Source organism: Holophagales bacterium (assembly GCA_016699405.1).
Taxonomy (GTDB): domain Bacteria; phylum Acidobacteriota; class Thermoanaerobaculia; order Multivoradales; family JAGPDF01; genus JAAYLR01.
In genome coordinates this window covers 2,699,186-2,725,064 of record CP064972.1, presented here as the reverse complement: position 1 = coordinate 2,725,064, position 25,879 = coordinate 2,699,186, and the positions used below count along the sequence as shown (strand labels likewise).

The following is a 25,879-nucleotide window of genomic DNA, read 5'->3' as shown; positions in this document are numbered from 1 at the left end:
CCATTCGACTCCAGGCCCCGAGGCTTTCATGAGCGTGCACCCCCGCCGAGCGATCGCCATCGTCGGTGTCGGCGCCGTCTTGCCCGACGCACCCGACGTCCCTTCTTTCTGGAACAATCTCGTCACCGGCCGTTACTCGATCTCCGAGACGCCACGCGAGCGCTGGGATCCGGCGCTCTACTACCACCCCGATCCCAAGGCTCCCCTCAAGACCTACTCGAAGATCGGCGGCTGGGTGCGCGACTACCCGTGGGATCCGATCGCCTGGAAGCTGCCGATCCCCCCCCGCGTCGCTGCGGCGATGGATCGCACGCAGCAGTGGGGCGTCGTCGCTGCCCGCGAGGCGCTACTCGACTACGGCTATCCCGAGCGCCCGCTCGACCGCGAGCGCACCGCCGTGGTCATGGGCAATGCGATGGGTGGTGACCGGCACTACGTCACCGCGCTCCACATCCTCCTGCCCGAGATCGCCGCCGAGCTCGCGGCCACGCCGAGCTTCCGCGCGCTGCCCGCACCGGCCCAGGAGGCGATCGCCCGCGAGCTCACCCAGGGGGTCGCCGGCCGCCTGCCGGAGATCACCGAGGACACGATGCCCGGCGAGCTGTCGAACATCATCGCCGGGCGCATCGCCAACCTCTTCGACCTCCATGGACCGAACTTCGTCTGCGACGCCGCCTGCGCCTCGGCGATGGCGGCGGTCGGCGCGGCGATCGAGGGTCTCGACGAAGGCACCTACGACGCGGTGATCACCGGCGGCATCGACGCCAACATGAGTGCGTCGACCTTCGTCAAGTTCTGCAAGATCGGCGCGCTCTCCGCCACCGGCACGCGCCCCTACGCCGAGGGCGCGGACGGCTTCGTGATGGGCGAAGGGGCCGCCGTCTTCCTGCTCAAGCGCCTCGCCGACGCCGAACGGGACGGAGACCGCGTCTACGCCGTGCTGCGCGGCATGGGCGGCGCCTCCGACGGGCGCGGCAAGGGGATCACCGCACCGAACCCCAAGGGGCAGCGGCTGGCCGTCGAGCGCGCCTGGCAGGCCGCCGGTCTCTCGCCGGCGACCGTCGGCTACGTCGAAGGTCACGGCACTTCGACGGCGGTGGGCGATGTCGTCGAAGTCGAGAGTCTCGCCGCCGTCTTCGGCGCGGCGGCCGGCACGCCGGGCTCGATTCCGCTCGGCTCGGTCAAATCGAACATCGGCCACCTCAAGGGCGCCGCCGGTGCCGCCGGGCTGCTCAAGGCGGCCCTGGCGCTGCACCACCAGATACTGCCGCCGTCGCTCCACTGCGAGCGGCCGAACCCGGCGATCGACTTCGCCCGTGGACCCTTCCGCGTCAACACCGCCCTGCGGCCGTTCGAGTCCCGCAGCGACACGCCCCGCCGGGCCTGCGTGTCGGCGTTCGGCTTCGGCGGCACGAACTTCCACGCCGTGCTCGAGGAGTGGATTCCCGGCCGCCTGACGAGCGAGGAGAAGACGCGCGTCGCCGTCGGTGCACCGGCCAGGACGCGGAGCGTCACCGCCGACGCCGCCGCGCCCGCGGGCGCCACGGCGAAGGCCCCGCTGCGCGGCGCCCTGCTGCTCGGCGCCGCGGACGAGCGAGCGCTCGTCGAGCGCCTGCGCACCGCCCGCGACGCGGCCGCCGCCGGCGAGTTGCCGGCGCCCGAACCGCCGTCGGCCGCCGACCTCGCGGCGCCCCTGCGTCTGGCGATCGACCACGGCTCGGCCGCCGAGCTGGTCAAGCGCTGCGACAAGGCGATCCAGGCGATCGAGGGCGGACGCACCGGCGCCTGGCGCGTGCTGCGTGCTCAGGGCGTCGTCCGCTGGGAGGGGCCGCCGTCGAAGGTCGCCTTCCTCTACACTGGCCAGGGCTCGCAGTACGTCAACATGCTCGCCGACCTGCGACGGAGCGAGCCGGTCGTCGCCGCGACCTTCGCCGAGGCCGACGAGGTGATGACGCCGCTGTTCGGGCGCCCGCTCACCGACATCGTCTTCGCTCCCGAGTCCGACGCGGCGCGCTTCGCCGCCTCGGAGGAGGCGCTCAAGCAGACCCAGTACACACAGCCGGCCGTGCTCACCGTCGACGTGGCGCTCACCCGGCTGCTCGCCGCCTACGGCATCACGCCGGACTTCGTCATGGGCCACAGCCTCGGCGAGTACGGGGCTCTGGTGGCCGCCGGCTCGCTCTCCTTCCCCGAGGCGCTCGAAGCGGTTTCGGCGCGCGGCCAGGAGATGGCACGCCTCTCGGTGGGCGACCCGGGACGGATGGCCGCGGTCTTCGCTCCGCTCGAGGAGATCGAGTCGGTGCTCGCTGGCATCGAGGGCTACGTCGTCGTCGCCAACATCAACTCCATCGCCCAGGCGGTGATCGGCGGCGAAACCGCCGCCGTCGAACGCGCCGTGGCCGCGTTCGGCGAGCGCGGGCGCGAGGCCCGCTATCTGCCGGTCTCGCACGCCTTCCACACCCGCATCGTGGCGCCGGCGAGCGAGCCGCTGCGTCGCATGCTGGCGCGCCTCAAGCTCTCGCCGCCGCGTGTCCCGCTGGTCTCCAACGCGAGCGGACGCTTCTATCCGATGGCGCCGGACGCGGTGCCCGAGATGATCGAGCTGCTCGGCCGACAGATCGCCGAGCCGGTGCAGTTCGTCCAGGGCCTGTCGACCATCTACGAGGCCGGCGCGCGTGTCTTCGTCGAGCTCGGCCCCAAGCGCGCCCTCCAGGGCTTCGTCGAAGACGTGCTCGGCGATCGTCCCGACGTGCTTTCGCTCGCCACCAACCACCCGAAGCTCGGCGACGCCGGATCGTTCAACCTCGCGCTCTGCGGCCTCTACGCCGCCGGGCGAGGCGCGGCGCGACCCGAGGCGGTCGCTCCGATCGCCGTCGCCGTGGCACCACCCGACGTTTCATCCCCGGCGTCCTCGCCGGTTCCCGCAGCGGACGCCCGGCCGCACGCCACGGCGTCCGCCGCTCTGGACCTCTCCGGAGGCGACTCCCGCATGAGCACCCTGCCGCCCGTCCCGTCCGATCGCTTCGCCGATCTCGGACGTCTCTTCGTCGACTTCCTTTCCAAGGGCCTCGCCCTCGCCTCGGGCGAGAGCAGCCCGGCGACCGCTGCCCCCATCGCGGCTCCGGCACCCGGTGCGTCCGCCGTGAAGGACGACACCGTCGTCGTCACCGGCGCCGCCCTCGGGCTGCCGGGCGCCGAGCGCGTCTTCGACGACGGCAACCTCGCCCGCCTGCTCGCCGGGGAGCAGATGCTCGGTGCCGTGCCGGCGGCGCTGCGCCGTTCGATGGTCGAGAAGCGGATCACCCGCCTGGTCAAGAGCGAGGAGGGAGGACGCTTCGAAACGATCGAGAGCCCGGACGAGGTGATCAAGCTCGCCGCCCGCGCCGGGGAGCTCGAGTTCGGGCGCGACTTCGGATTCCCCGCCGACCGCACGGCCGCCTTCGACCGCACGACGATGCTCGCCATCGGCGCCGGCATCGACGCGCTGCGCGACGCCGGCATTCCGCTGGTCATGCGCTACAAGACGACCACCACCGGCACGCTGCTGCCCGACCGCTGGGGCCTGCCGGAGGAGTTGCGCGACGGCACCGGCGTGATCTTCGGCTCCGCCTTCCCCGGCTACGACCAGTTGATGGGCAAGATGGACGCCTTCCACCGCGAACGCTCGCGGCGCGAGCGCCTCGAGGAGCTGCGGGCGCTCCGCGGCAATCTCGCCGCCGGAGATACCTCCGCCGTCGAGCTCGACCGCCGCATCGCCGCGCTCGAGGCCGAGCTCGTCGCCGAGCCGTTCACCTTCGACCGGCGATTCCTCTTCCAGGTGCTGTCGATGGGGCACTCGCAGTTCGCCGAGGCGATCGGTGCCCGCGGCCCGAACACCGCGATCAACTCCGCCTGCGCCACCACCACCCAGGCATTCGCTCTCGCCTCGGACTGGATCCGAGCCGGCCGCTGCGACCGGGTGATCGTCATCGCCGCCGACGACATCACCAGCGACAACCTCTTCGGCTGGTTCGCCTCCGGCTTCCTGGCGAGCGGCGCCGCCGCCACCGACGAGCGCGTCGAGGACGCCGCGCTGCCCTTCGACCGCCGCCGCCATGGCCTGCTCATCGGCATGGGCGCGGCCGCCGCGGTGCTCGAACGCGCCGGTGCCGCGCGCGAGCGCGGCCTCGCGCCGATCTGCGAGGTGCTGTCGACCGTCACCGCCAACAGCGCCTTCCACGGCAGCCGGCTCGACGTCTCGCACATCGGGCAGATGATGGAGAAGCTCGTCGCCGATGCCGAGTCGCGTTGGGGGATCGACCGTCACGCCGTCGCCACGGAGATGGTCTTCGTCTCGCACGAGACCTACACCCCGGCACGCGGCGGGTCGGCCCAGGCCGAGATCGACGCGCTGCGCCGCGTCTTCGGCTCGTCGGCCAACCGCATCGTCATCGCCAACACCAAGGGCTACACCGGGCATCCGATGGCCGTCGGGATCGAGGACGTGATGGCGATCAAGTCGCTCGAGACCGGCATCGTCCCGCCGGTGCCCAACATCCGCGAGATCGACCCCGACCTGGGAGCGCTCAACATCTCCCGCGGCGGCAGCTACCCGGTGCGCTACGCGCTGCGTCTCGGCGCCGGCTTCGGCTCGCAGATCAGCATGACGCTGCTGCGCTGGAGCCCGACGAGCGACGGCCGGCATCGCACCCCCGCCGAGCTCGGCTTCGCCTACCGCATCGCCGACCGCGCGACCTGGGAGGGGTTCCTCTCCCGCGCCAGCGGCGATCCGCAGCCGGCGATCGAGGTCGTGCACCGCACCCTGCGGGTCGTCGACCGCGGCCTCGCTCGCCTCGCTCCCGCTCCCGCGGCGGCGGCGGGCAGCTCGCTCGCGAAGCAGGTCCACCACGTTCCGACAGGGGAAGGACTAGCCGCGACTTCAGCCGCAGTACCGCCTGGGAGCCAGGCCTCCGTCGCCACGCCGGTCGCTGTCACAGCTCCCGCCGCCTCTGCGAGCTCCGACGCCGTGACCGAACAGGTGCTCGAACTGATCGCGGACAAGACGGGCTATCCGAAAGAGATGCTGGCGCTCGACCTCGATCTCGAGGCCGACCTCGGCATCGACACCGTCAAGCAGGCCGAAGTGTTCGCCGCCATCCGGGAACGCTACGGGATCGAGCGCGACCCCAATCTGAAGCTGCGCGACTTCCCCACCATCGCCAAGACCATCGGCTTCGTCTACGACAAGCGACCGGAGCTGCGGCCGACGGCGCCTGCGACCGCCGCCGCCCAGATCCTCCGCACCGCTCAGGATGACGACGCGGCGCGTCGCGAGCGAAGCCGAACGGCGGACTCCGCGATGCCGGTCGCCACCGGGTCACCGACCCAGACATCCTTGGTCTTGCCTTCCTCCGTTCCCCAGCTGGAAGCCGAGGACGAGGTGACGGCGACCGTGCTCGCTCTCGTCGCCGAGAAGACCGGGTATCCGCGAGAGATGCTGGCGCTCGACCTCGACCTCGAGGCCGACCTCGGTGTCGACACGGTCAAGCAGGCCGAGCTCTTCGCCGCCGTGCGCGAGAAGTACGGCATCGCGCGCGACCCGAATCTGAAGCTGCGCGACTTCCCGACGCTCGCCACGACGATCGGCTTCGTCTACGACCATCGGCCGGAGCTGCGGCCGGCGGCGGGTGCGACCGCCCCCACCCAGATCCTTCCCTCCGCTCAGGAGGAGAAGGTCGACGCCTCGGCGAATGCGGGAGCGGTCGCCTTCGGGTCTCCTACCCAGACGTCTTTCGTCTCCTCTTCGTCCACGACGGCACCCACCGCTGTCGAGGACGAGGTCACAGCGACGGTTCTTGCCTTGGTCGCCGAGAAGACCGGGTATCCGAGGGAGATGCTCGACCTCGATCTCGACCTCGAGGCCGACCTCGGCGTCGACACGGTCAAGCAGGCCGAGCTCTTCGCCGCCGTGCGCGAGAAGTACGGCATCGCACGCGACCCGAACCTCAAGCTGCGCGACTTCCCGACGCTTGCCAAGACGATCGGCTTCGTCTACGACCATCGGCCCGACCTGCGACCGGGCGCCTCGCCGGCGGCACCGCCCGAGCCCACCGTCGCCGCCCCCCCTGCCGGAGCCACGGCGAGCGAGGCGGCACCGGCTCCCGACGCGGGCACGTTCTGCCGCCGCATTCCGGTCGCCGTGCTGCGCCCCGCGCTGTCGCTCTGCAAGGCAACCGACGTCGAGCTCGGCCAGGGACGGCGCGTGCTGGTCGCCGGGGACCGGGGCGGCGTCGCCGCGCCGCTGATCGCCCAGCTCACCGCCCTCGGCGTCGCGGTCAGCGAGATCGACGCCGACGCCGCGCTCGACGAGCTCGCGGCCCGCGTCACCGCGATCGCCGCCGAGGGAGTCGACGGTCTCTACTGGCTACCGGCCCTCGACGTCGAGCCAGCCATCTCCGAGCTCGACCTCGACGGCTTCCACCGCGCCACACACCGGCGCGTCAAGGCGTTCGCCGCCGTGTTGCGCGCCCTCTACGAGCCGTTGGGCCGCGCCGGCGCCTTCGTCGTCTCCGCCACCCGCCTCGGAGGCCGGCACGGCGTCGGCGGCGCGAGCGCTCCGCTCGGCGGCGCGGTCAGCGGGATGACGAAGACCTGGGCGCGCGAACGGCCGGCCGGGCTCGTCAAGGTCGTCGACTTCGAGTCGACCGCCGACGCCTCGGCGATCGCCGAGGCGCTGCTCGACGAAACCCTGCGCGATCCGGGGGCGATCGAGATCGGTCACGCCGGCGGTGAGCGCTTCACCGTGACCGTCGAGGTCTCGCCGCTTCTCGCCGAGGCGGACGGAAATCGCGACGCCGACGACGGCGTGAGCCTCGGCCCGGACAGCGTCGCGGTCGTCACCGGCGCGGCCGGCAGCATCGTCGCGGCGATCGTCCGCGACCTGGCGCGCCACGGCGGCAGCTTCCACCTGCTCGATCTCGCCCCCGAGCCCGATCCGGCCGACGCCGACCTCGCCCGCTTCGCCAGCGACCGCGACGGCCTGAAGCTCGAGCTCTTCGCCCGACTCTCCGCCTCAGGGGAACGCGCCACGCCGGCGCGGATCGAGAAGGAGCTGGCGCGTCTCGAGCGGCAGCGTGCGGCGCTCGACGCGATCGACGCCATCCGCGCCGCCGGCGGCCGCGCGACTTACCACTGCCTGGATCTGCGCGACCCCGCCGCGGTCGCCACCGCGGTCGAGGCCGCCCTCGCCGAGCGTGGACGGATCGACTTGCTGCTTCACGCCGGCGGCCTCGAGGTCAGCCGCCTTCTGCCCGACAAGAGCGACGAGGAGCTCGCGCGCGTCTTCGACGTCAAGGCCGACGGCGCCTTCAACCTGATCCGCGCGCTGCGCGGCGCACCGCTCGGGGCCCTGGTGACCTTCGGATCGATCGCCGGTCGCTTCGGCAACGGCGGTCAGGCCGACTACGCCGCCGCCAACGACTTCCTCGCCAAGCTCGTCGCCTCGCTGGCGACGACGCAACCGGGAACGCTCGGACTCGCCTTCGACTGGACCGGCTGGGCGGAGATCGGCATGGCCAGCCGTGGATCGATTCCGAAGCTGCTCGAGGCCGCGGGCATCGACCTCCTGCCGCCCTCGCTCGGCATCCCGGCGGTGCGGCGCGAGCTCGCCGCCGGCGGACCGTCGCGCGAGATCGTCGTCGCCGGCAGGCTCGGCGCGATGCTCGACGAGCGCGAGACCGAAGGTGGACTCGACCCACAGGCCGTCGACGCCGGCGCACCGCAAGGTCCGATGCGCGGCCACGCCCGCCGATTGACCCTCCGCGAGGGTCTGGTCGTCGAGCTGACGCTCGATCCGCGCGAGCAGCCGTTTCTCGACGATCACCGGATCGACGGCACGCCGGTGCTCCCGGGAGTGATGGGCATCGAGGCGTTCGCCGAGACGGCCCGCCAGCTCTTCCCCGAGCGCCGGGTCGCCGCGGTCGAGCGGCTGGAGTTCCTCGCCCCCTTCAAGTTCTACCGTGACGAGCCGCGGACGCTCGAAGTTCGCGGACAGTTCCGCCAGGAGCGCGACGAGATCGTCGCCGATTGCCTCCTGGTCGGCCGTCGGGCGCTTCCTGGCCAGGCGACCTCTCAGGAGACGGAGCACTTCCGCGGTCGCGTCCGGCTCGCGGCGCCCGGCGCCAACCCGCCGGTTCGCCGGCTCGACCTGCCCGAGCTCGCCGACGCCAGCGAGCTCGCGAGCGAGGCGATCTATCGCGTCTACTTCCACGGCCCCGCCTACCAGGTGGTGGCTCGTGCCCGTCGTGTCGGCGAGGCGGTCGTCGCCGAGCTCTCGCCGGCGCTGCCGCCGAATCACCGGCCGGCGGAGCTCGCCACCGAGATGGAGCCGCGCTGGATCGAGCTCGCCTTCCAGACCGCCGGCCTCGATCAGCTCGGTCGGCTCGGCACCCTCGGCCTGCCGCGGGCGCTCGGCCGGGTCGCGCTCCTCGCCCGCCCCGAACCGGGCGAGTCGATCTTCGCGCTCTCGCAGCGCGAGCCCGACGGAACCTCGTCGATCGCCCTGGTCGCCGGGAGCGGCCGGATCCTTCTCGAGGTCGAGGGTTACGCGACCATCGATCTGCCGGGGGCCGGAGATCCGGAGACCCTCGCGCCGATCCGACAAGCGCTCGGTGCCGAGCCGGCGCTCGAGGAGCGCTCATGAACGCCCCGCGGTCCCAACGCCCCGCCGGCACGCGCCGTCTCGAGGTGCCGGTCCTGCTCGACGCCCGAGGCGACGCCTGGGCGCCGGCGGCGATCGACACCACGCTCGCCGTCGACGAGGTCACGGTGCTCGCGGAGTGTCCGCCGCCGACGCTCCATCCGTCGACGATCGACCGTGCGATCGCCGCGGCGATCTCCACGGCGAAAGCGGCCGGTCCCGCCGGAGCCTGGACCGTCGTGTTCAGCGTCGCCGGCGCTGCCGGCGATCCCTGCCTGCTTTCCTGCCGGCGCGGCCTGCCGCGCAGCTACGCGGCCGTCGACGAAGCCTGTGGGGTCGACCTCGCCGCGCTGGCCGCGCGCATCGAGGCCCACGCCCCCCTTCCCGTCGACCGCCCGGCGCCGCGCGGCGGCGCGGCCCACGCCGTCCTCTCGGCCCGCGATCCCTGGAACCACCTCGCACCGCGCGGCGGCGTCGTCGAGATCCTCCGCTTCCCCACCGGCGCGGGCGTCCGCGTCGACCGCGAGATCGAAGAGGGCGAGTCGATCCGCGATCGGCCGGGCACGCCGCTGCTCCGCTTGACGGCACGCGGCGGCGGACGGAGCGAGGCGCTCGCGCGCCTCCGCGGCGCCCTGGCGCAGACGGTGATCTGGATCCGCGGCGGAGCGACCGACAAGGAGCTCCTCCTCGCCGTGCTCGACCGCGACGAAGTGACCGACGGGAGCGCCGACGCCCCGTGGCTCGTCGAGCTCGCCGAGCGCGGCGAGCTGCTGCCTCGCCGCGGCGCCGACCTCGCGCTCGTGCAGGCGGCGATCGCCGGCTACGAGTCCGAGCTCGACCGCGCCAAGGCCAGCTTCTACTCCTCGGCGACCCGCGGACGCCCGGAGGTGCCCGCCGAGGCGGCCCGTACCGTCGAGCTCGGCTATCGCGGCGAACGCTACGTCGCGCGCGTCGCCAAGCTCGAAGCGCGCCGCTACCGCGTCGAGATCGAAGGGCGGGCGTTCGAAGCCGAGCTCTCGCGGACCACACGCTCCGGCCAGCAGCTCACCGTCGGAGCGCGCGCCGCACGCACCTTCGTGATGCGCGACGGCGGCCATCTGCTCATCGAGGTGGACGGACTGCCGCACCGCGTCGCGCTCGACGAAGGCGGCGTCGTCCGCGCCCCGGGCCCTGCCGTGGTGGTGTCGATCGAAGTCGAGCCGGGGGACGAGGTGCGGCCGGGCGATCGGCTCGCGGTGCTCGAGGCGATGAAGATGGAAACCGTGCTGCTCGCCGAGAGCGCCGGGCGGGTGCGCAAGGTCCTCGTGCGACGCAACGCCCAGGTCGCCGCCCAGGCGCCGCTCCTGCTGCTCGACGCCTCGGCGGCAGCCCCGCCGCCGGCCGTTGCCCCGGGCAGCCGTCGCGTCGCCTTCGACGCACTCGCCTCGCCCGCGCCCTCCGCCGGCACGGCCGACGATCTCGACGAGGCGCGCCGCCTGCTGCTCGGTTACGACGTCGAGTCCCGCGGGCTCGTCGCGTCGCTTGCCGCCGGTCGCCGGGCCGGTGCCGCCATGCCGCGGCTCGAGCTTCAGCCGCTGCGTGCCTGGGTCGACCTCGTCTCGCTCTTCCGCCGCCGGGCCGGCGGGCAGCTCGCCGCCGAGGTCGACGACGACGGCCGGCGCAGCGTCGAGGAGCACCTGTTCACCTACCTGCGCGACCTCGACGCCCGCGGCAAGGGCCTGCCGGCGAGCTTCCTCGCCAAGCTCGAACGCGCCCTCACCCACTTTGGCATCGAATCGCTCGACCCGTCGCCGGAGCTCGCCGAGGCCCTCTTCCGCCTGGCCGTCGCCCAGCGGCGCTCGGCCCAGGGTGCCACCGTCGTCCTCGCCCTGCTCGAGCGCTGGCTGGTCCACGGCGCACCGGAAGACAACGAAGAGACCCGCGCGCTGCTCGACCGGCTGATCGCCGAGAGCCGCGACCGTGAGCCCGCGGTCTTCGACTCGGCGCGCGAGCTCTCCTACCGCCTCTTCGACCGGCCCCTGCTGCTCGCTGAGCGGGAGCGCCTGCTGGCGCGCGCCGGCGCCGACCTCGCCACGCTCGCCTCGGCCGACGACGGGCATCACGGCGCGGCGCGCCGCGCTCTCGTCGAGTGTCCGCAGTCGTTGCACGCCTGGCTCGCCCTGCGCCTGGCCGACGCCAGCCCGCGCCTGCGGGCCGAGATGCTCGAGGTCATGCTCCGTCGCTTCTACCGCGTCCGACCGCTCGGCGAAGTGTTGACCTCCGTCGGGCCGCCCTCGGAGTCGGCGACGGCCGACTACGACCACCGCATCGGCCGCATCCACGTCGTCGCCACGCACGGGCCGGCCGCCGACCTGCGCGGTTCGCTCGATCGCGCCCTGATCCTCGCCGAGCAGGCCACGGCCCGCGGTCTGCAGATCGTCGTCGATCTCTTCCTCTGGGGTGAGCCGACCACCGCGGACGACGACGCCCTCGCTGCGGCGATCGCCACCTGGCTCGACGAGCACCGCCTCCCGAACGACCTCTGGCGCCTCGCCGTCTCGTTCGCTTCGCCCGGGCACTCGCGCCTCTTCACCTTCCGCCGCAACGAGAACGGCAAGCTCGCCGAGGATCGCCCCTCGCGCGGCCTCCACCCGATGATCGCCGAGCGGCTGCAGGTCTGGCGGCTGCGCAACTTCGCCCTCGAGCAACTCGAGTCGTCGAGCGAGGTTCGCCTCTTCCGCGGCGTCGCCCATCGCAATCCGAAGGACGAGCGCTTCTTCGCCCTCGCCGAAGTGCGCGACATGACGGCGCTGCGCGACGCGCGCGGCCGGGTCGTCGCCCTGCCGCAACTCGAGCGGGCCTACCACGAAGCCCTCGCCGGAATCCGCCGCGCCCAGTCGCGCCGCAGCGCCTCCCAGCGCCTGCCGTGGAACCGCGTGCTGCTCTACCTCTGGCCGGCCACGCTGATGCGGCGCGACGACCTGCGCGCCATCGTCCATCGCCTGGCGCCGTTCGCCGCGGGCCTCGGTCTCGAGAAGGTCGTGGTGCAGTTCCGCGCCCCCGGGGCGGCCGCCGAAGCGCCGGCCGACTGGGTTCTCGAAGTCCAGCGTCCGGGCGAAGGCGACCAGGTGGTGCGCTTCCGGCGCCCCTCCGTCGAGCCGCTCGCGCCGCTCGGCGAATACGCGCAGAAGGTCGTCGAGCTGAAGCGTCGGGGCGTTCCCTACGCCTACGAGGTCCTGCGCCTGCTCGCTCCGCCCGCGGAAGAGGCGAGCTCCGGGATCCCGCCGGGCAAGTTCGTCGAACACGATCTCGACGCGAGCGGCGACCTGGTCGCCGTGGAGCGGCCTGCCGGTGGCAACACCGCGAACGTGGTCGTCGGGGTGATCCGCAGCTTCACCGCGCGCTACCCGGAGGGGATGGCGCGCGTCATCGTGCTCGGCGACGGCAGCCGCGGGCTCGGAGCCCTCGCGGAGCCGGAGTGCCGGCGCATCAACGCCGCCCTCGACCTCGCGCAGCGCATGGGCGTGCCGCTCGAGTGGGTGGCGCTCTCGGCGGGCGCGAAGATCGCCATGGACAGCGGGACGGAGAACATGGACTGGATCGCCCTCACCTTGCGACGGCTGATCGAGTTCACCCAGGGCGGCGGCGAGGTCAACATCCTCGTCCCCGGCATCAACGTCGGCGCCCAGCCGTACTGGAACGCCGAAGCGACGATGCTCATGCACACGCGCGGGATCCTGGTGATGACGCCCGACGGCGCCATGGTGCTCACCGGCAAGCAGGCGCTCGACTACTCCGGCGGCGTCTCCGCCGAGGACAACTGGGGAATCGGCGGCTACGAGCGGATCATGGGGCCGAACGGCCAGGCGCAGTACTTCGCCCGTGACCTGGGCGAGGCCTGCCGCATCCTGATGGCCCACTACGAACACGCCTACGTCGCACCCGGCGAGCGCTTCCCGCGGCCGGCGGCGAGCAGCGATCCGCGCGATCGCGACGTGCGCCCGTTCCCGCACGGCGGCGAGTTCGTCACCGTCGGCGAGATCTTCTCCGACGCGGCGAACCCGGGCCGCAAGCGCCCCTTCGACATCCGCCGCGTGATGCGTGCCGTCACCGACCAGGACCACGAGCCGCTCGAGCGCTGGTTCGCCATGCGCGACGCCGAGACCGGCGTCGTCTGGGATGCTCACCTGGGCGGCCAGCCGGTGTGTCTGCTCGGCTTCGAATCGCGACCGCTCCCCCGCCTCGGCTGGGTCCCCGCCTACGGCCCGGACCAGTGGACGTCGGGCACGCTCTTCCCGCAGGCGTCGCGCAAGATCGCCCGGGCGATCAACGCGGCGAGCGGCTCGCGGCCGCTCGTCGTCGTGGCGAACCTCTCCGGCTTCGACGGCTCGCCGGAGTCGATGCGCAACCGCCAGCTCGAATACGGAGCGGAGATCGGCCGCGCCGTGGTCAACTTCAAGGGGCCGATCGTCTTCGTCGTCGTCTCGCGCTACCACGGCGGCGCTTTCGTCGTCTTCTCCGGCGCGCTGCACGACAACATGCAGGTGGCAGCGCTCGAGGGCAGCTACGCCTCGGTCATCGGCGGCGCGCCGGCCGCCGCGGTGGTCTTCGCCCGGGAGGTCGACAAGCGCACCAAGAAGGACCCGCGGGTCGCCGAGCTCGAGAAGGCGCTCGCCGATCCGGCCTGCCCGGACCGCGCCGCGGTGCGGGCGCGCCTCGCCGAGGCGACCGAGATCGTGCGTTCCGAGAAGCTCGGCGAGGTTGCCGCCGAGTACGACCGCGTGCACGACGTCTCGCGCGCCCAGCGCGTCGGATCGGTGCACGAGATCATCCCGGCGGCACGACTCCGGCCGTGGCTGATCGAGGCGCTCGAACGCGGCATGGCGCGCGCGGGCGAGGCGACGAGCTGAAGGCGACGGGAGCGCGGGTGAAGCACTGGGTCGTGCCCATCGCTCCCGTGCCGCCGGAGAGTGCGGCGGAGATCGACCTCGCGCTCGTCGCGGCGGCGGAGCTGCCGGAAGGCGAGGACTGGCTGAGCGACGGCGAGCGCCAGACGCTCGGCGCACTTCGTCTGCCGGCACGGCGAGCCGATTGGCGTCTCGGCCGCTGGACGGCCCGCCAGGCTTACCTCGCGCGATCGTCTCGCCTCCGCCCCGGCGAGCGCCTTCCCGAGCCGGCCGCGCTCGCCGTCGTCGCGGCGCCCGACGGCGCGCCGGAGCTCTTCCTCGACGGCTCCCCCGGCGAGCTCACGCTGACGCTCAGTCACCGCAACGGCTGGGGGCTCGCCGCCGTCGGCGCCGGCCGGCTGGCGCTCGGCTGCGACCTCGAGTGGATCGAGCCACGAAGCGACGCTTTCGTGCGCGACTACCTGACACCCGGCGAGCAGGACGCCCTGGCGAGGTGGCCGGTGGCGGACCAGGCGCTGGGTGCAAACCTCGCCTGGAGCGGCAAGGAATGCGCCCTCAAGGCGCTGCGCGCCGGCTTGCGCCTCGACACGCGCGCCGTCGAGGTCGACCTCGACCGGGCACGCGCGGCCACCGCGGCACTCGACGGCTGGCGCCCGCTCTCCCTGGCGACCGCCGGCCTCGACCCGCTCTCCGGCGGCTGGCGCACCGACGGCGAACTCCTGCTCAGCTGGATCGCCGCCCGTCCGCGGATCGCTTCCGCGGACTGACCGTCCCGCCTATCCCTGCTCGATCTCGCGCACCACCGCCTCGGTGAACTCGGTGGTCGTCGCCGTGCCGCCGAGGTCGCGGGTCATCACGCGGCGCTCGACCACGGTGCGGCGGAGTGCGGCGCGCAGGCGCTCGACCTCCTCGGTCATCTCGAGGTAGAGCAGCATCTGGACACCCGAGCGCATCATGGCGAGGGGGTTGGCGAGGTTGCGCCCGGCGATGTCCGGGGCGCTGCCGTGTACCGCCTCGAACACCGCCACCTTCTCGCCGAGGTTGGCTCCGGGGACGACGCCGAGGCCGCCCACCAGCCCGGCGGCGAGGTCGGAGACGATGTCGCCGTAGAGGTTCTCCATCAGCAGCACGTCGAAGGTCTCGGGGCGCATCACCAGCTGCATGCAGAGGTTGTCGATGATCCGGTCGTCGGCCTGGATCTCCGGGTACTCCTTGGCCACCTGGCGGAAGCAGTCGAGGAAGAGCCCGTCGGAGAGCTTCATGATGTTGGCCTTGTGCACCGCGGTGACGCGCTTGCGGCCGATCTTGCGGGCGTGCTCGAAGGCGAAGCGGGCGATGCGCGTCGAGGCGCGCTCGGTGATGATCTTCAGGCTCTCCACCACGCCGGGAACCACGATGTGCTCGAGCCCGCTGTAGAGGTCCTCGGTGTTCTCGCGCACGATCACCAGGTCGATGCCGGTGTAGCGCCCCGGGATCCCCTCGAGCGTCCGCACCGGCCGCAGGTTGGCGTAGAGGTCGAGCTCCTTGCGCAGTCGCACGTTGACCGACTGGAACCCGGTACCGACCGGCGTCGTCACCGGACCCTTGAGGGCGATGCCGTGGCGGCGGATCGAGTCGAGCACGTCGGCGGGGAGCGGATCGCCGAGTCTCGCCAGCGCCTCGGCGCCGGCCGAGTGCGTCTCCCAGTCGAATCGAGCGCCGGCGGCCTCGAGCACGCGGACGGTGGCGGCCGTGACCTCGGGGCCGATGCCGTCGCCGGGGAGCAGAACCACGGTGCGGGTCATGGGACTTCCTTTCGTCGAGCTCGGACGAGCTCGTCCGGCCGGTGGTTGAAGAGGCCGCCGCGGCGACCGGAGCGGGACGGGTCTCCCGCAGGCCACGGATTCTAGCCGCGATGGGTGGCGGGAGACGCCCTTCGCTTCTCCCCCGGCAGGCCGGCAATTGTTAGAGAATCACCGCTCGGCCCGCCCGCGCCCTCCCGGCCCGGGCCCGGCAAGGAGGAGTGGACGTGGCCAGCACCCCGATTCGTTCGTTCATCGAGCACCACTATCGGCACTTCAACGCGGCGGCCCTGGTGCGGGCAGCGGCCGACTACGAGAAGCACCTGGCCGGCGGCGGCAAGATGATGGTGACGCTCGCCGGGGCGATGTCGACCGCCGAGCTCGGGCTCTCGCTCGCCGAGATGATCCGCCGCGACATGGTCCACGTCATCAGCTGCACCGGGGCGAACCTCGAAGAGGACGTCTTCAACCTGGTGGCGCACGACCACTACGTCATGGTGCCGAACTATCGCGACCTGACCCCCGGAGAGGAGCGCGACCTGCTCGACCGGCACCTCAATCGGGTCACCGACACCTGCATCCCCGAAGAGGAGGCGATGCGCCGCATCGAGCGGGCGGTGCTCGAGGAGTGGCAGGCCGCCGACGCGCGCGGCGAACGGCTCTTCCCGCACCAGTTCATGTATCGCATCCTGCTCTCCGGCAAGCTCGCCGGCAGCTATCAGATCGACCCGAAGGACTCCTGGCTGATGGCCGCGGCGGAGAAGAACCTGCCGATGATCGTCCCCGGCTGGGAAGACGCCACGCTCGGCAACATGTACGCCGGCCACGTCCTCAAGGGGAACATCAAGAACGTCCACACGGTGCGCACCGGCATCGAGTACATGACCTTCCTCGCCGAGTGGTACCGCGCCGAGAGCGCCAAGTCGTCGATCGGCTTCTTCCAGATCGGCGGCGGCATCGCCGGCGACTTCCCGATCTGCGTCGTGCCGATGCTCTATCAGGACATGGGCATCCACGACATCCCGTTCTGGGGCTATTTCTGCCAGATCAGCGACTCGACCACCAGCTACGGCTCCTATTCCGGGGCCGTGCCGAACGAGAAGATCACCTGGGGCAAGCTCGACGTGCCGACGCCCAAGCACATCATCGAGTCCGACGCGACGATCGTCGCGCCGCTCGTCTTCGCCTACCTGCTGGGTTGGTGAGGGCCGGCGAGCCCGGTCAGGCGTCGGCGCCGAGCTCGGCGAGGACCGCGGCGATGTCGCGGAAGTTCGCGTTGGCGCCGTAGACCTCGCCGAAGGTCTCGCGCGCGGCGGCCTTGTCGCCGGCGGCCATCTGGGCGTTGCCCAGATCGTAGAGCAGGCCGAGCGACGTCTCCTCGTTGAGCCCCGGGGAATCGAGCGCCCGCCGGTACCACTTCACCGCGAGCTCGGGCAACCCCTTGTCGAGGAAACAGATGCCCAGCATCGACGAGCACTCGACGAGGTAGCGCGGGTCCTTGGCGGCGACCTGGAACTCGCCGATGGCGTCGTCGAGCAGGCCCATCTCACGGTAGGCGATGCCGAGGTTGTAGTGCGTGTCGACGTCCTCGGGCGAGAGGCTCTCGGCGACGCCCTTCTTGAACCCTTCGACGATCTCCTCGAGCGACGGCTCTTTGGGCATCGGCAGCAGGTCGCCGCCGTCGAAGAGGTCGTCCTTCGACAGCTCCTGCTCGAGCTCGGCGGCGAGATCGAAGAACCCCTCTTCGTCGTCGAAGAGCTTCTCGTCGGCCTGCTGCGCCGCCGGGGCCTTGGCGAGCGCGTCGTCCAGCCAGTCGAGCTCGTCGGGCGAGGCGGCCTGCCGCGCGGGCGCGGGCGCCGGCCTGGCCGTTGCCGGCTTCATCGGAATGCGGATCCCTGGCAACTCGTCCTCGTCGACCGCGCCGAGGCCGTCGTGGTCGGCGGCGCCGAACCCCGGACCGGACGAGAACGCCGGCGGCGGCAGCTCGAGCCGTTCGTCCGCCCGCGGCGTCGGGGTAGCGGCGCGCGGCGCCGGGATCTCGGGGATCGCCGGCGGGACCGGCGGCGCCGAAGCGGTCGGAGGAGCCTCCGCGGCGACCGCCCGCGGCGGGGCGGCCTTCGGCTTGCCCTTCACCGGCTTGGTCAGCACCTGCGAGGCCAGGAGATCGAGCTCGGCCTCGATCTGTTTAGCGGGCTTGGCCGGCCGGGTGGGCTTGGCCGCCGCTGCCGGCGCACTCGGCCGGCGCGGCGGATGCGGCACCAGCGAATCGACCAGCTGGGACAACCCATCCTCGTGCGAGGCGATGGCGAACTCGGCCCCCGAAAGATCGAGCCCGGCGTGAATCAGCTTCTGCCGGACGGAGCTCCAGGCCTCCGGCTTGCCGGCTTCGGTCGCCGCTCGAGCGAGCTGCTGGGCCCGCGACAGCGCGCGCTCGGGCTTGCCTTCCTTCATGTGGAGCTGGACGGCGAGCGCGAGCGCGCCGAGGTGCTTGGGGCTCATCTGGAGCACTTCGCGCACGCGGTCGAGCGCCTTCTCCATCAGCTCGTACTTGGCAAAGACCTCCGCCTCGGCGAGCAACTCGGCTTCGCGCGGCGGCGGCTTGCGCTGGATCTCCTGCACCGAGCGCTCGAGCGCCGCGGTGTCGAGCGGCACCGTCGTCAGGCCGTTGGCACCCGATCCGACCTCCGGCATCGCCGGCGAAGCCGAAAGCGAGAGGTGGGGATCGGAGGCGTCCAGCGAGATCTCCGGCAGCTCCACGTCGAGGTCGAGCGCGGCATCTTCGAAGTTCCAGTCGATGTCCGGCGGCAGGTCGGCCGACGGGACGACCTCGCCGGCGAACGACTCTCCCTCGTCCGGTCCGAGATCGAGCGAGAACGCCTGGGGCGCCGGCCCCGGCGCCTCGAACGCCTGCCGGACGGGCGACGCCAGCATGTCCGAGGGCGGCTCGACCCAGGTCGAGGGATGCGCGTCGTCGTCGAGCTCCAGCTCGATCTCGATCTCGTCGGCAGAAAAGACCGGCGGCGCCGTGTCCTGGCGCGACGGCGCCGGCATCGCCGGCACCGGTCCGATGACGTCGAGACCGGCGAGCGGCGCAGCGCTGTCGAGATCCAGGTCGATGACCAGGTCCTCTTCTCCGAGCGGCTCGGGATTCCACTCGGTCGCCGCCGGCGGCGCGAAGGGGGACGAGACCGGCGGAGCGGAAGGCAGCGGGTCGGGCTCGGCGGGTGCGAGCTCCCAGACCGGATCGGCGGCCGGCGGAGGCGCGACGACCGGGACGGCCTGAGTCGTTCGGCCGAGCCCGCCGGCGAGCTTGGCGATCCGCTCCGCCAGCGGGTTGAGCTCGACGGCGCGCGTCAGAAGACGAGCGGCGAGGCCGAGGTGGCCGGCGTCCTTGAGGCCGAGCACCATGTCGGTGACGAAGCTCAGGTCCTGCGGCGCCAGCTCGAGGGCGCGCGCGAAGACCTTGTGCGCCTCCTCGGCCTTGCCGTGGCGCAGCATCAGCTCGGCGATCTTGCGGTACTCGGCAAGCGCCTTGTCGTGCAGCTTCTGTCGCTCATAGAGCTCGGCGAGGCGCAGCAGCAGCGTCGGATCGTCCGGCTGCACCGCCGCCATCTTCTGCAGGATCTTCGAGGCCGACGCCGGATTCGCGTGCTTGAGGTAGTACTCGACGAGCACCTGGTACTGCTGCAGCGCGTCGTTGACCAGGCGCTCGTGGGCATAGAGCTCGGCCAGGCGCTCGTAAGCGTCGAGCCGCGTCGGATCGGTGCGGATGATCTTCTTGAAGATGGCGATCGCCCGGGTGTGGAAGCCGTCGCGCGTGTAGCGCTCGGCCACGTCCGAGAAGAGGCGGATCGCGTCCTCGGTCTGGTCGTTCTGGACGTAGAGATCGCCGACGCGGTTGAGCGTCGAGACGTCGTCGGGGTTCTCGGCGAGCAGGCGCCGGTACTCCTTGATCGCCGAGCCGATGCGACCCCGAGCGACGAAGCGCTCGGCCTCCTGCACTACCTTGGCCCGGTTCAGCGCCATCAGGCCGCCTCCCGCAGGCGCGGCAGCACCCGTCCGAAGGTCAGCCGGTGGCTCGGGCTCGGCCCGAGCGCCTCGAGCGCCGCGAGGTGGGATGCGGCACCGTAACCCTTGTGCTCGGCCAGGCCGTAGCCCGGATGAGCGCGATCGAGGTCGCGCAGCATGCGGTCGCGGCCCACCTTGGCGAGGATCGAGGCACAGCCCACGGCGTGGCAGAGGGCGTCGCCGTGAATGACCGCGAGGCAGGGCACGCCGAGGTCGTCGAAGGGCATGGCGTCGGTGATCACCGCGTCAGGGCGCACGGCGAGCGCGGCGAGCGCGCGGCGCATCGCCAGCCGGGTCGCCTGGAGGATGTCGATGGAATCGATCGTCGCCGCGTCGACCGCGACGACCGCCCAGGCGAGCGCGCTGCGCTCGATCCAGGGAGCGAGCGCTTCGCGCTTCTCGGGCGAAAGGGCCTTGCTGTCGTCGACGCCGGGAATCGGCCGGGACGGGTCGGGAATCACCGCGGCGGCGACCACCGGACCGGCCAGGGCACCGCGGCCGGCCTCGTCCACGCCCGCGACCCGACCGTAGCCGGCCAGGGCGAGCTGCTCCTCGATCGCCCGCACCCGGCGCAGACGGCAGGTCTCGGCCACGAGACGAATCCAGGTCGACAACCGACCTCCTTGCCCGCCGGCAGATCTTGCGCGCCGGCTCCGCGCGTCAGCCCGCGTTCGCTGCAGCCTTGCCCGGCTCGTCGCGCCGTTCCTCGATGCGCGCCGCCTTGCCGCGCAGATTGCGCAGGTAGTACAGCTTCGCCCGGCGCACGCGCCCGCGGCGCAGCACTTCGATCCGGTCGACGTTCGGCGAGTGGAGGGGGAAGATCCGCTCCACCCCGGTGCCGCCGGAGATCTTGCGCACGGTGAACATCTCGCGGGTGCCGCCGCCCTTGCGGGAGATGACCACCCCCTGGAACGCCTGCAAGCGCTCCTTGTCCCCTTCGACCACTCGCACCTGCACCCGCACGGTGTCGCCGGGACGGAAGGATGGGATGCCCTCCCGCAGGTAAGCGCCTTCGACTCGCGTCAACTCATTCATGATGATGCGTCCTCGATCTTCCCTGTCCATCGCGACGTGAACTCGCGATTATTCTCGATGCTCCGGCGACACTGCAACCCCCGGCGGCCGGACCTCCCGGTCCTGCCGCCCGAGCTCGCGCCGCTGATTCTCGCAGACGCGCACTCGGTCGAGCAAATCGGGCCGCTTGCGGAGCGTGGCGGCGCGGGCGGCGGCCTCCCGCCAGCGCTCGATTTCGGCGTGGTTGCCCGAGAGCAGCACCTCGGGGACCGCCAGCCCCTCGACCACCGGCGGACGGGTGTAGTGGGGGTGGTCGAGGAGCCCGGCGCGGAAACTGTCCCGCTCGACCGACTCGGCGAGTTGGACCACCCCGGGCACCTGCCGCGACACCGCCTCGATCAGCACCATCGCCGGCAGCTCCCCGCCGGACAGCACGAAGTCGCCGATCGACACCTCTTCGTCGACCACCGTCTCCCGCACCCGCTCGTCGATCCCTTCGTAGCGGCCGCAGAGCAGCACGAGCGCCCCGCGGCCGGCCAGCTCCCGCACCTTCGCCTCGTCGAGCGGTGCACCCTGCGGCGAAAGCAACACCCGCCAGGGACGGCGCTCGCCCGAAACGGCCCGCACCGCGCGAATCCACGGCGGCGCGGTCATCACCATCCCACCCCCCCCGCCGTAGGGGACGTCGTCGACGGTCCGATGGCGCCCCTCGCCCCAGCTCCGCAGGTCGTGCACCTCGACCTCGAGCAGGCCGCGCTGACGCGCCCGGCCGATGAGCGAGGTCGCGAGGAACGGACCGAAGAGCTCCGGGAAGATCGTCAGGACGTCGACGTGCACGCTTCCACCAGCCCTTCGGGCAGCTCCAGCCGCACCTCGCGCGCGGCCGCGTCGACCGCCACGACGAAGCGATCGACGAACGGCACCAGCAATTCGGCCCCCGGCCGCACGATCCTCAGCACGGTGCCGCCGCCGTCCTCGACGAGGTCGGCAAGCGTGCCGAGCTCGCCGTGCCGCGAATCGACGCAGCGGCTCCCCAGCAGGTCGAAGATCCAGTAGCTCCCGGCCGGCGGTGGCGGCACCTCGCTCCGGTCGACTTCGAGCCAGGCGCCGCGCAGCGCTTCAGCCGCCTCGCACGACTCGACGCCGTCGAACCGGACGACCAGTCCGTGCGGGTTGGCGCGACGCTCGGCGACCCGCATGGCGACGGCGGGGCGCCCTTCACGCCGGAGCAGCAGCTCGGCCCCGGGTTGATAGCGTGAACTGTTGTCGGAAAGGCTCTCGACCAGGACGGCGCCGCGCAGACCGTGGGGACGCAGGACGCGGCCGACCAGCACGCGATCGGGCGGCTCAGTCATCTCCCGTGTCGAGGACATGGCGTTCGCCCAGACGGGCATCGCGGACGGCGAGCAGCGACCGGAGGGCGTTGATCGTGCGTCCCTGACGCCCGATCACCTTGCCACGGTCCTCGGGGGCGGTGTCGATGACCAGCTCGACCACGCCGTCCCGCTCGCTCTCGTGCACCCTCACCCGGTCGGGTCGATCGACCAACCGGGAAACGACGGCGACGAGATCCTCGCGAGCGCCCAAGGACGGCTCCTCGCTCAGGCCGACACCTTCTGCCGGGCGACCAGCTTCTTGACCGTGTCGGAGCACTGGGCGCCACGGGCCACCCAGTAGTCGAGGCGGGTCGCGTCGACGTGAGCCTTGGCCGGCTTCGAACGCGGGTCGTAGTAGCCGATCTCCTCGATCGCCGCGCTCATCGGCACCTTGCGCGAGTCCGAGACGACGATGCGGTAGTACGGCGCATTGGTCGCGCCCATCCGGCGCAGACGGATCTTGACCATCTCGTTTCCTTCCTCCAGCGTGAGAAGCGACCGCGGCTCCGGGACCCGGAGAGCGGACGGAACGAGGATCATACCCTGCCCCGTTCCCCGAGCCAACCCCGCCGCGATCCGGCGCCGACCCGCACGGCCAGGAAAGGCCGATCCCACTCCTTCGTGCATCGACAGCGCTGCCGCCGACTGGGACAATGCTCACTGGCACCCCACTCGCCCAGGACGATCGCTGGTGAGCCCCCATCGTCGAGCCTCCCCGCGCCACCGAGCCACGGCTGGGCTCCGTCTCGCTTGCGGACTGGCCGCGCTTGTCGCCTCGGCGGGCAACTCCCAATGGCCGGTCTCCGGTCCGGTGCCGGTGCAAGAGGACCAGACCGAGCGTCAGGCACAACCATCTGTAGGAATGGACTACTCCGGTCGAACCGTGATCGTGTTCGAGGACACCCGGCAGCTACGACCGATCCCGACGCCCAGCCAGATCACGGTCATCGCGAGGTTCTTCGACGAAGCCGGATCCTCTTCCGACATCGGACTCTTGAGTCCGATCGCCGCACAGTCCTTCGCACCGGTCCTCGCGCTCGCTCGCAACGGCCGCGGTGCCGTAGCCTGGTACCAAATCGATCCGGCTCGGCGGACCTCGGACCGCCAGGGAAGGGCGCTCGATTCGACCCAAGGAGCCTGGGGCCCGAGCTTCGCCTGGGTGGATTCAGCAAGCGGCCTGGACGGGGTCGACTCCGTTACCGCTTGGCCGGACGCAACGATCGCATTGTCGAATCAGCAGACCGTGGTGCTTGGGGAGCCGTCCGCAGCCTCCGTTCAACGCTTCACCTCCGGTGGCTTGCCGTTGACGCCGGTGATCCGCGAGGGAATCGGCGGCGGATTTCAAAGCTCCGAGGTCGCCGCGCTTCCCGGCGGGAGGTTCGTTCACGCCTGGTCCAGCCCGGATGGCGACGCCTCCGGCGAGGGCGTGCGGGCTCGCGTGTTCAGTCCTGAAGGCGTTCCCGAGGGAGACGAGATCGATGTCAACACCTTCACCGAAGGTACGCAGCACTACCCTTCGGTCAGCGCCGGGCAGTCGGGCTCCGTGGTGGTCTGGGAGAGTCTCGGTCAGACCGGCCCCGGCTATCGCGTGTTCGGGCAACGCTTCGACCTTCTCGGAAGGAAAGTCGGCACCGAATTCCAGGTCTCGACCGGCCCGACGCTCGGCTACGACGCGAAGGTAGCGATGGACTCGGCGGGGCGTTTCGTCGTCACCTGGACGAGCGCCTGGGAGCAGGTCTTCCTGCGCGCCTATCGCGCCGACGGGACTCCCTACGGGGCGGAACTGCCGGTCGACGACTGGCCCGACGCTCTCGAGGAAACGTCGCCCCGCGTGGCGATCTCCGACGCGGGCGTCTTCACCGTCGCTTACGAGTGGTGGAACGGCTACCAAGGCAACATGGACGTCCTGGCGCGGCGCTTCGCGCTGCCCTGCGAGGCGGACGGGACGACGCTCTGCCTCCACGACGGGAGGTTCCAGGTGCGCGCCTTCACGCGCCTCGCCGAGACCGGCGGCGAGAGCGCACACGCGATCCCGCTGACGCGCGAGTCGGGTGCCTTCTGGCTCTTCGCGCCCGACAACCTCGAGCTGCTCGTCAAGGTGCTCGACGGCTGCGGGGTCAACGGCAACTTCTGGGCGTATGCCGCCGGGCTCACCGACCGCGAGGTCCAGCTCGTGGTCACCGACCTGTCGACCGGCATCGTGCGCTCCTTCTACTCCCCGGGCGGGGTCCCCTTCTCTCCGGTGCAGGAGCTCGGTCTCTTCTCCACCTGCGCCGCGGACCCTCTGGTCGGTGGCGGCCCCGTCGAGCCACCGGACTGGAGCTGTGCGGCGTCGGGCGAGCCGGTGCTGCTCGGCGGCGGGAGGTTCCGCGTGCGCGCGAGCTGGCAGGACTTCCAGGGCCGACGAGGCGGCGCACGCGGCTGCCGGCTCGGCGACCAGAGCGCCCTGTTTTCCTTCTTCGACGACGAGAACCTCGAGCTCGTCGTCAAAGTGCTCGACGGCGATGCCGTCAACGGACACGCCTGGGTCTATGCCACCGGCCTCACCAATGTCGCCGTCGAGCTCGAGGTCGAAGACGTGGCGAGCGGGACGACCTGGAGCATGTCGAACCCCCTCGGCAGGCCGTTTCCCCCGGTCCAGGAGGTCGGCGCCTTGCCGGTGTCCCGGGCGAACGCTCGCTGACCGGCCGGGCCGCCGCGCCGGCCGGCGACCTCGCCTCAGCGCTTCCGCGCCAGGGCCTTGCGCAGCCAGCCGCCCTTGGATTGGGCGGCTTTCATCATCTTGCGCATCTCGAGGTACTGCTTGAGCAGTTGGTTGATGTCCTGCACCGAGGTGCCGGAGCCGCGAGCGACGCGCTTCTTGCGGTTGGCGTTGAGGATGCTCGGGTTGCGGCGCTCGGTGGGGGTCATCGAGCCGATGATCGCCTCGACCCGCTTGAGCCGCTTCTCCTCGGCGTCGCCGATCTCGAGGTTGCGCATCCCGCCCATCTTCGGGAGGAGATCGAGGACGGACGAGAGCGGCCCGAGCTTGCGGAACTGGCGGAGCTGGTCGCGCAGGTCCTCGAGGGTGAACTCCTGGCGCGCCATCCGCTCGGCCAGGCGCTGGGCGTCGGCGACGTCGACCTGTTTTTCGGCCCGCTCGATCAGGGTGAGGATGTCGCCCATCCCGAGGATGCGCGAGGCGAGCCGCCCCCCCTGGAAGAGCTCGAGGTCCTCGACCTTCTCGCCGGTGCCGACGAAACGGATCGGCAGGCCGGTGACCGAGCGCACCGAGAGCGCCGCACCGCCGCGGGCATCGCCGTCGAGCTTGGTGAGCAGCACGCCGGTCACCGGCAGGGCGCGGGCGAACTCTTCGGCCGAGCGGACCGCGTCCTGGCCGGTCATCGAGTCGGCGACGAAGATCGTCTCGCACGGCTTCAGGCGAGCCGAGACGCCCTTGAGCTCGGCCATCAGCGCCTCGTCGACGTGCAGCCGGCCGGCGGTGTCGAAGAGGATCACGTCGTAGCCGCGGTCGCGGGCGTACTTGAGCGAGCGCTCGGCGAGCGCCAGCACCCCTTCGCCCGGCTGCGGCACCAGCACCGGGACCTCGACCTTGGCGCCGACCTGGACGAGCTGCTCGACCGCTGCGGCGCGCTGCAGGTCACCGGCGACGAGCAGCGGATAGCGCCGCCGCCCCGCCAGCCGCTTGGCGAGCTTGCCGGCGGTGGTCGTCTTGCCGGAGCCCTGGAGGCCGCAGAGCAGGACGACCGCTGGCGTGCCGGAGAGCTGCAGCTCCTTGCCGTCCTCGCCGAGCAGGGCGACGAGCTCGTCGCGCACGATGCGCAGGACCTGCTGGTCGGGCGAGAGGCTCTGCAAGACCTCCTCGCCGAGCGCCTGCCGCTCGACCTTCTCGAGGAACGCCTTGACCACGCGGAAATGGACGTCCGCCTCGAGCAACGCCAGGCGGATCTCGCGCAGCGCCGCCCGGAGGTGGTCCTCGGTGACTCGCCCCTCGCCGCGCAGGCGGCGGAAGACATCCTGGAATTTGGTCTGCAAGCCGTCGAACATGGGAGCCCTCGGTCCTCGGGCGGACGCCCG

14 protein-coding genes are annotated in these 25,879 nt (G+C 71.8%); 5 read left to right on the top strand and 9 right to left on the bottom strand.

The window, feature by feature from the left end; genetic code table 11:
- The first annotated feature begins 28 nt into the window (after window positions 1-28).
- The 3 genes from IPJ17_11320 to IPJ17_11310 are packed head-to-tail and all read left to right on the top strand — an operon-like array spanning window position 29 to window position 14,330.
- The gene (locus IPJ17_11320) at window positions 29-8,680 is read left to right on the top strand and encodes an SDR family oxidoreductase (GenBank protein QQR72118.1); all 8,652 of its coding nucleotides are present in this window, start codon (window positions 29-31) and stop codon (window positions 8,678-8,680) included.
- Window positions 8,677-13,566, top strand: a complete 4,890-nt coding sequence (locus tag IPJ17_11315) for a biotin attachment protein (GenBank protein ID QQR72117.1) — start codon at window positions 8,677-8,679, stop codon at window positions 13,564-13,566. The genes IPJ17_11320 and IPJ17_11315 overlap by 4 nt, the downstream gene beginning before the upstream one ends.
- A gap of 17 nt (window positions 13,567-13,583) precedes the next feature.
- Window positions 13,584-14,330 (top strand): 4'-phosphopantetheinyl transferase superfamily protein, encoded by a 747-nt coding sequence (locus IPJ17_11310; GenBank protein ID QQR72116.1) that lies wholly within the window; start codon window positions 13,584-13,586, stop codon window positions 14,328-14,330.
- 9 nt (window positions 14,331-14,339) lie between these two features.
- On the opposite strand, the gene IPJ17_11305 is transcribed toward IPJ17_11310, so the two are convergent.
- Window positions 14,340-15,347: an isocitrate/isopropylmalate dehydrogenase family protein gene (locus IPJ17_11305; GenBank protein QQR72115.1), complete on the bottom strand. Its 1,008-nt coding sequence runs from the start codon at window positions 15,345-15,347 to the stop codon at window positions 14,340-14,342.
- A 224-nt stretch (window positions 15,348-15,571) separates the two neighbouring features.
- On the opposite strand from IPJ17_11305, the gene IPJ17_11300 reads away from it, so the two are divergent.
- Entirely contained in the window at window positions 15,572-16,549 is a 978-nt protein-coding gene (locus tag IPJ17_11300; GenBank protein ID QQR72114.1) for a deoxyhypusine synthase family protein, read from the top strand.
- 16 nt (window positions 16,550-16,565) lie between these two features.
- On the opposite strand, the gene IPJ17_11295 is transcribed toward IPJ17_11300, so the two are convergent.
- The 7 genes from IPJ17_11295 to rpsP all read right to left on the bottom strand — a co-directional run bounded on the left by IPJ17_11295 (window position 16,566) and on the right by rpsP (window position 22,270).
- On the bottom strand, window positions 16,566-19,370 hold the full coding sequence (locus IPJ17_11295; GenBank protein QQR72113.1) for a tetratricopeptide repeat protein: 2,805 nt from the start codon (window positions 19,368-19,370) through the stop codon (window positions 16,566-16,568).
- A complete protein-coding gene (locus IPJ17_11290; protein ID QQR76147.1) occupies window positions 19,370-19,951 on the bottom strand; it encodes a ribonuclease HII in 582 nt (193 codons plus the stop codon). The genes IPJ17_11295 and IPJ17_11290 overlap by 1 nt, the downstream gene beginning before the upstream one ends.
- A gap of 121 nt (window positions 19,952-20,072) precedes the next feature.
- Window positions 20,073-20,447 (bottom strand): 50S ribosomal protein L19, encoded by a 375-nt coding sequence (gene rplS / locus IPJ17_11285; protein QQR72112.1) that lies wholly within the window; start codon window positions 20,445-20,447, stop codon window positions 20,073-20,075.
- Between the two features lie 48 nt (window positions 20,448-20,495).
- Complete coding sequence (trmD, locus tag IPJ17_11280) at window positions 20,496-21,263, bottom strand: tRNA (guanosine(37)-N1)-methyltransferase TrmD (GenBank protein ID QQR72111.1); 768 nt, start codon at window positions 21,261-21,263, stop codon at window positions 20,496-20,498.
- Window positions 21,245-21,781, bottom strand: coding sequence for a 16S rRNA processing protein RimM (rimM, locus tag IPJ17_11275; GenBank protein ID QQR72110.1), 537 nt, complete (start codon window positions 21,779-21,781; stop codon window positions 21,245-21,247). Before rimM ends, trmD begins: the two co-directional genes overlap by 19 nt.
- On the bottom strand, window positions 21,774-22,013 hold the full coding sequence (locus IPJ17_11270) for a KH domain-containing protein (GenBank protein QQR72109.1): 240 nt from the start codon (window positions 22,011-22,013) through the stop codon (window positions 21,774-21,776). Before IPJ17_11270 ends, rimM begins: the two co-directional genes overlap by 8 nt.
- Window positions 22,014-22,027: 14 nt before the next feature.
- Window positions 22,028-22,270 (bottom strand): 30S ribosomal protein S16, encoded by a 243-nt coding sequence (rpsP, locus tag IPJ17_11265; protein QQR72108.1) that lies wholly within the window; start codon window positions 22,268-22,270, stop codon window positions 22,028-22,030.
- A gap of 343 nt (window positions 22,271-22,613) precedes the next feature.
- Between rpsP and IPJ17_11260 the strand changes: the two genes are divergently transcribed.
- Entirely contained in the window at window positions 22,614-24,485 is a 1,872-nt protein-coding gene (locus IPJ17_11260; GenBank protein ID QQR72107.1) for a hypothetical protein, read from the top strand.
- Between the two features lie 35 nt (window positions 24,486-24,520).
- On the opposite strand, the gene ffh is transcribed toward IPJ17_11260, so the two are convergent.
- Entirely contained in the window at window positions 24,521-25,849 is a 1,329-nt protein-coding gene (ffh, locus tag IPJ17_11255; GenBank protein ID QQR72106.1) for a signal recognition particle protein, read from the bottom strand.
- Between the last annotated feature and the right edge of the window lie 30 nt (window positions 25,850-25,879).

Bases quoted from the DNA above. Each gene is read 5' to 3' on its own strand.
- rimM (QQR72110.1), bottom strand. From the start codon at position 21,781: ATGACTGAGCCGCCCGATCGCGTGCTGGTCGGCCGCGTCCTGCGTCCC.
- rplS (QQR72112.1), bottom strand. From the start codon at position 20,447: ATGAATGAGTTGACGCGAGTCGAAGGCGCTTACCTGCGGGAGGGCATC.
- IPJ17_11305 (QQR72115.1), bottom strand. From the start codon at position 15,347: ATGACCCGCACCGTGGTTCTGCTCCCCGGCGACGGCATCGGCCCCGAG.
- IPJ17_11315 (QQR72117.1), top strand. From the start codon at position 8,677: ATGAACGCCCCGCGGTCCCAACGCCCCGCCGGCACGCGCCGTCTCGAG.
- IPJ17_11320 (QQR72118.1), top strand. From the start codon at position 29: ATGAGCGTGCACCCCCGCCGAGCGATCGCCATCGTCGGTGTCGGCGCC.
- IPJ17_11295 (QQR72113.1), bottom strand. From the start codon at position 19,370: ATGGCGCTGAACCGGGCCAAGGTAGTGCAGGAGGCCGAGCGCTTCGTC.
- rpsP (QQR72108.1), bottom strand. From the start codon at position 22,270: ATGGTCAAGATCCGTCTGCGCCGGATGGGCGCGACCAATGCGCCGTAC.
- ffh (QQR72106.1), bottom strand. From the start codon at position 25,849: ATGTTCGACGGCTTGCAGACCAAATTCCAGGATGTCTTCCGCCGCCTG.